At 72.8% G+C, this 5,015-nt stretch carries 2 protein-coding genes; both read left to right on the forward strand.

Annotated features, from left to right (window positions below; translation table 11 throughout):
• Positions 1 to 2,959: type I polyketide synthase (locus ACIP5M_RS35935; protein ID WP_401205342.1), on the forward strand; the 2,959-nt coding region annotated here is incomplete at its 5' end.
• Between the two features lie 56 nt (positions 2,960 to 3,015).
• Positions 3,016 to 5,015, forward strand: a 2,000-nt coding sequence (locus tag ACIP5M_RS35940; RefSeq protein WP_401205344.1) for a type I polyketide synthase, incomplete at its 3' end; no start/stop codon positions are given.

A 5,015-nucleotide genomic window follows, 5' to 3' on the forward strand; every position in this document is an offset into this window, starting at 1 on the left:
CCGGCTGTTCGTCACCGGCGTCCCGGTCGACTGGACTGCGTACTACGAAGGCTCCGGCGCCCGGCGCGTCGACCTCCCCACCTACGCCTTCCAGCGCGAGTCGTACTGGCTGGTGCCCGTGGCCGACCGCGCCGACGTGAACTCGGCGGGTCTCACCTCCGCCGGCCACCCGCTGCTCGGCGCGGCGGTCGAGCTCGCCGACGGGGAGGGCCTGATCCTCACCGGGCGGCTCTCGCTCCAGACGCACGCCTGGCTCGCCGACCACGCGGTCGCGGAAACGGTCCTGCTGCCCGGTACCGCGTTCGTGGAGATGGCCACCGAGGCCGGTGACCGCGTCGGATGCGGCACCTTGGAGGAGCTCACCCTCGCCGCGCCGCTGATCCTGCCCGAGCGCGGCGGCGTACAGGTGCAGCTGACCGTCGGGGCGCCCGACGATTCCGGGCGCCGGGTCCTGACCGTTCACGCCCGGCCCGAAGGCCAGGACGGGGACGCGGAGGCGTGGATCCAGCACGCCTCCGGCGTGCTCGCGCCGACCACCGCGCGGATTCCCGGCGATCTGGTCGAGTGGCCCCCGGCCGGGGCCGTCGAGGTGGATGTCGAGGGCGCGTACGAGCGGCTGGCCGACCAGGGTTACGGATACGGCCCCGCCTTCCAGGGGCTGCGCCGCGCCTGGCGGCGGGACGACGAGGTCTATGCCGAGGTCGAGCTGCCCGATGCGCAGCGGACCGAGGCGGGGGCGTTCACCCTGCATCCGGCGCTGCTCGACGCCACGCTGCACGCCATGATGCTCAAGGCGCTCGAGGACGCGTCGGAGCCCGCGCTGCCCTTCTCGTGGGGCGGTGTCACCGTGCACGCCTCCGGGGCCTCCGACCTGCGCGTGCGCTTCGTGTCCACGGGCACCGACACCGTCTCCCTGTTCATCGCGGACGGCGCGGGCAAGCCCGTCGCCGAGGCGGACTCGCTGCTGTGGCGGACGGTCTCCGTGGACGCGCTGGGCAGTGCCCGGACGACCTACCACGAGGCCCTCTTCCAGGTGGAGCGGACCAAGGTGGCCGGCGCGTCGATCGCGCCCGCCGATGGCTGGGCCCTGCTGGGCGACGGCGAACCCGGCCTGGCCGAGGGCCCGTTCCCGGGTCTGCGCCGGTACGAGGACGTGGCCGCCCTGCTGAATGCGGTGGACGGGGGCGAGCCGGTCCCGCCGGTGACGCTGCTGCCGCTCGCGGCCGCGGGGCCCGACGCGGGCCGTGTGCCGGACGCGGTGCGCGAGGTCACCTACCGCGCCCTGCGGCTGGCCCAGGAGTGGCTCGCGGACGAGCGCCTGGAGCAGTCCACGCTGCTGGTCGTGGCGAGCGGAGCCGAAGGCGGGGACCTCGCCCTGACCTCCGCGTGGAGCCTCCTGCGCTCGGCCCAGACGGAGAACCCGGGCCGGATCGTCCTGCTCGACCTGCCCGAGCGCTCCGAGCTCGGCGCCCCCGCGACCTGGCAGGCGCTGATGGCCGCCCCGGCCACCGGTGAGCCGCAGCTCGCCGTCCGGAACGGGGAGCTGTACGCGCCGAGGCTGGCGCGGATGGCCGTCGAGCCCGACGCCCCGCAGGGCCGGCCGCCGTTCGACCCGGAGGGAACGGTGCTCGTCACCGGAGCCACCGGTGTCCTCGGCGCCATGCTGGCCCGCCGACTGGTCACGGCGTACGGGGTACGCCACCTGCTGCTCACCAGCAGGCGCGGCCCCGCCGCCGAAGGTGCCGACGCCCTGCGCGACGAACTGTCCGCGCTCGGCGCCCGGGTCCGGATCGCCGCGTGCGACGCGGCCGACCGGGAGGCGCTCGCCCAGCTGCTCGCCTCGATCCCCGCGGAGCACCCGCTGACCGCGGTGGTCCACACGGCCGGTGTCGCCGACGACGGCGTCATCGCCTCGCTCACCCCCGAGCGGGTGGACGGCGTACTGCGCCCCAAGGTGGACGGGGCGTGGAACCTGCACGAGCTGACCAAGGACCTGCCGCTGTCGGGCTTCGTGCTCTTCTCCTCGGCCGCCGCCGTCTTCGGCGCACCGGGGCAGGGCAACTACGCGGCCGCGAACGGGTTCCTGGACGCCCTCGCCGAGTACCGGCGCGCCGCGGGCCTGCCGGCGTCGTCACTGTCCTGGGGCCTGTGGGCCGAGGCCAGCGGGATCACCGGTCACCTCGGTGAGGCCGACCTCCAGCGCATGATCCGCGCAGGTCTGCTGCCGCTGACCGCCGACGACGGCCTGGCGCTCTTCGAGACCGCGGTCGGCAGCGACCGCGCCTGGGTCCTCCCGATGCGCCTCGACACGAAGGCGCTGCGCGCCCAGGGCGACGCGCTGCCCGCGATCCTGCGCGGCCTGGTCCGCCAGGCCCCGCGGCGGGCCGCCGCGGGCACCGCAGCGGGCACCGGGGCCGGCGGGTCGGGCCTCGCCCAGCGCCTGGCCGCGCTGGCCCAGCCCGAACAGGACGCGGTGCTGCGCGAGCTGGTCTGCGTACAGGTCGCGACCGTACTGGGCCATGCCGGCCAGGACACCGTCGACCCGGAGCGGGCGTTCAAGGAGCTCGGGTTCGACTCCCTCACCGCCGTCGACCTGCGCAACCGTCTCAACGGAGAGACCGGACTGCGCCTGCCGGCCACGCTCATCTTCGACTACCCGACTCCGCAGGCGCTCGCCACGCACCTGCGGGAGGAGCTCGTCGATGCCGGGGCGTCGCCCGAACGGCTCGTGATGGAGCGCATCGAGGCACTGGAAGCCGCCCTGACGAGCCTGGAACTGGACGAGATGGCCGCGGCCCAGACCCAGGTCCGGCTGGCGGCGCTGATGTCCGCCTGGGACGGCAGCCGCGGCCACCGGGCCGCGGCGGAAGGCACCGGCGTGGCCGAGGACCTGGAATCGGCCTCCGTCGAGGAAATGTATGAATTCGTCGGCAAGGAATTCGGGATCACCTTCGACTGACGCAGAAGAAAACGAATTCCGGAACTTGTCGAAATGAATGGGTAGGGAACGCAGAAATGTCGAACGACGAAAAGCTCCTCGGTGTCTTCAAGAAGGTGACCGCCGACCTGGTGCAGACGCGCAACCGTCTGCAGGAGCTCGAAGAGAAGAACCAGGAACCGATCGCCATCGTGGGCATGGCCTGCCGCTACCCCGGTGACGTCGAGTCGCCGGAGGACCTGTGGCGGCTCGTCGCGGACGGCACCGACGCGATATCGCCGTTCCCGACCCGGCGCGGCTGGCCCGAGGACCTCTACGACGCCGACCCCGAGGCCAAGGGCAAGAGCTACACCCGCGAGGGCGGCTTCCTCCACGACGCCGACAAGTTCGACCCGGACTTCTTCGGCATGAGCCCGCGGGAAGCCCTCGGCGTCGACGCCCAGCAACGGCTCCTGCTGGAGACCGCCTGGGAGACCTTCGAGCGCGCCGGAATCGACCCGACCACGGTCAAGGAATCCGCCGTCGGCGTCTTCACCGGCGTCATGTACGGCGACTACGGCCTGCGCCTGCGCGACATTCCCGAAGGCCACGAGGGGCACATCCTCACCGGCAGCGCGGGAAGCGTCGCCTCCGGCCGCGTGGCCTACAACCTGGGCCTGACCGGCCCGGCCGTCACCGTCGACACGGCCTGCTCCTCCTCGCTGGTCGCCCTGCACCTGGCCGCGCAGGCGCTGCGCTCCGGCGAGTGCTCCATGGCCCTCGCGGGCGGCGTGACCGTGATGTCCACCCCGGGCACCTTCGTCGAGTTCAGCCGTCAGCGCGGTCTCGCCCCGGACGGCCGCTCGAAGTCCTTCTCGGCGGACGCCGACGGCGTCGGCTGGGGCGAGGGCGTCGGCATGCTGCTGGTCGAGCGCCTCTCGGACGCGCAGCGCAACGGCCACAAGGTCCTTGCCGTCGTCCGGGGTTCGGCCATCAACCAGGACGGTGCCTCCAACGGCCTGACCGCCCCCAACGGACCCTCGCAGCGCCGGGTCATCCGGCACGCGCTGCTCAACGCCCGCCTGACGGCGGCGGACGTGGACGTGGTGGAGGCGCACGGTACGGGCACCCGGCTGGGCGACCCGATCGAGGCGGAGGCGCTCCTCGCGACCTACGGCCAGGAGCGCCCCGAAGGCCGGCCGCTGCTGCTCGGCTCGGTGAAGTCCAACATCGGCCACACGCAGGCGGCCGCCGGTGTCGCGGGCATCATCAAGATGGTCGAAGCCATGCGCCACGGCGTCCTGCCGAAGACCCTGCACGTGGGCGAGCCCTCGCCGGAGGTGGACTGGTCGGCGGGCGAGGTGGAACTGCTGGCCGAGGCGCGCGAGTGGCCGCAGACCGGCCGTCCGCGGCGCGCGGCGGTGTCCTCGTTCGGCATCAGCGGAACGAACGCGCACGTGGTGCTGGAGCAGGCTCCGGAGGTCGAGGAGCCGGCAGCCGAGGGCGCGGCTCCGGCTGTGGTCCCGTTCGTGGTCAGCGGCCGTACGGCCGGTGCGCTGAAGGACCAGATCGGCCGGCTGCGGGAGTTCGTGGCCGGTTCGGATGCCCGTCCGGTCGATGTCGGTGCCTCGCTGGTGACCTCGCGGTCGCTGTTCGAGCACCGGGCCGTGATCGTCGGTGACGAGGTCGTCGAGGGTGTTGCCGGGTCCGGCCGGGTGGGCGTGATGTTCACGGGTCAGGGCGCGCAGCGTGGAGGTATGGGTCGTGAGCTGTACGAGGCTTTTCCGGCGTACGCGGCTGCGTTTGACGAGGTTCTGTCTCACCTTGATGGTGGTCTCCGTGAGGTGATCCTCTCGGGTGAGGGCCTGGACGAGACCGGCAACACCCAGCCCGCATTGTTCGCCCTTGAAGTCGCGCTCTACCGGCTGGTCGAGTCGTGGGGTGTGAAGCCCGAGGTCGTGGCCGGTCATTCGATCGGTGAGATCGCTGCCGCGCATGTGGCGGGTGTGCTGTCGCTGGAGGATGCTGCGGCTCTCGTTGCGGCGCGTGGTCGTCTGATGCAGGCGCTGCCCGCTGGTGGTGCGATGGTTGCGGTCCA

This window comes from Streptomyces sp. NPDC088762, from assembly GCF_044750905.1.
Lineage (GTDB): Bacteria > Actinomycetota > Actinomycetes > Streptomycetales > Streptomycetaceae > Streptomyces.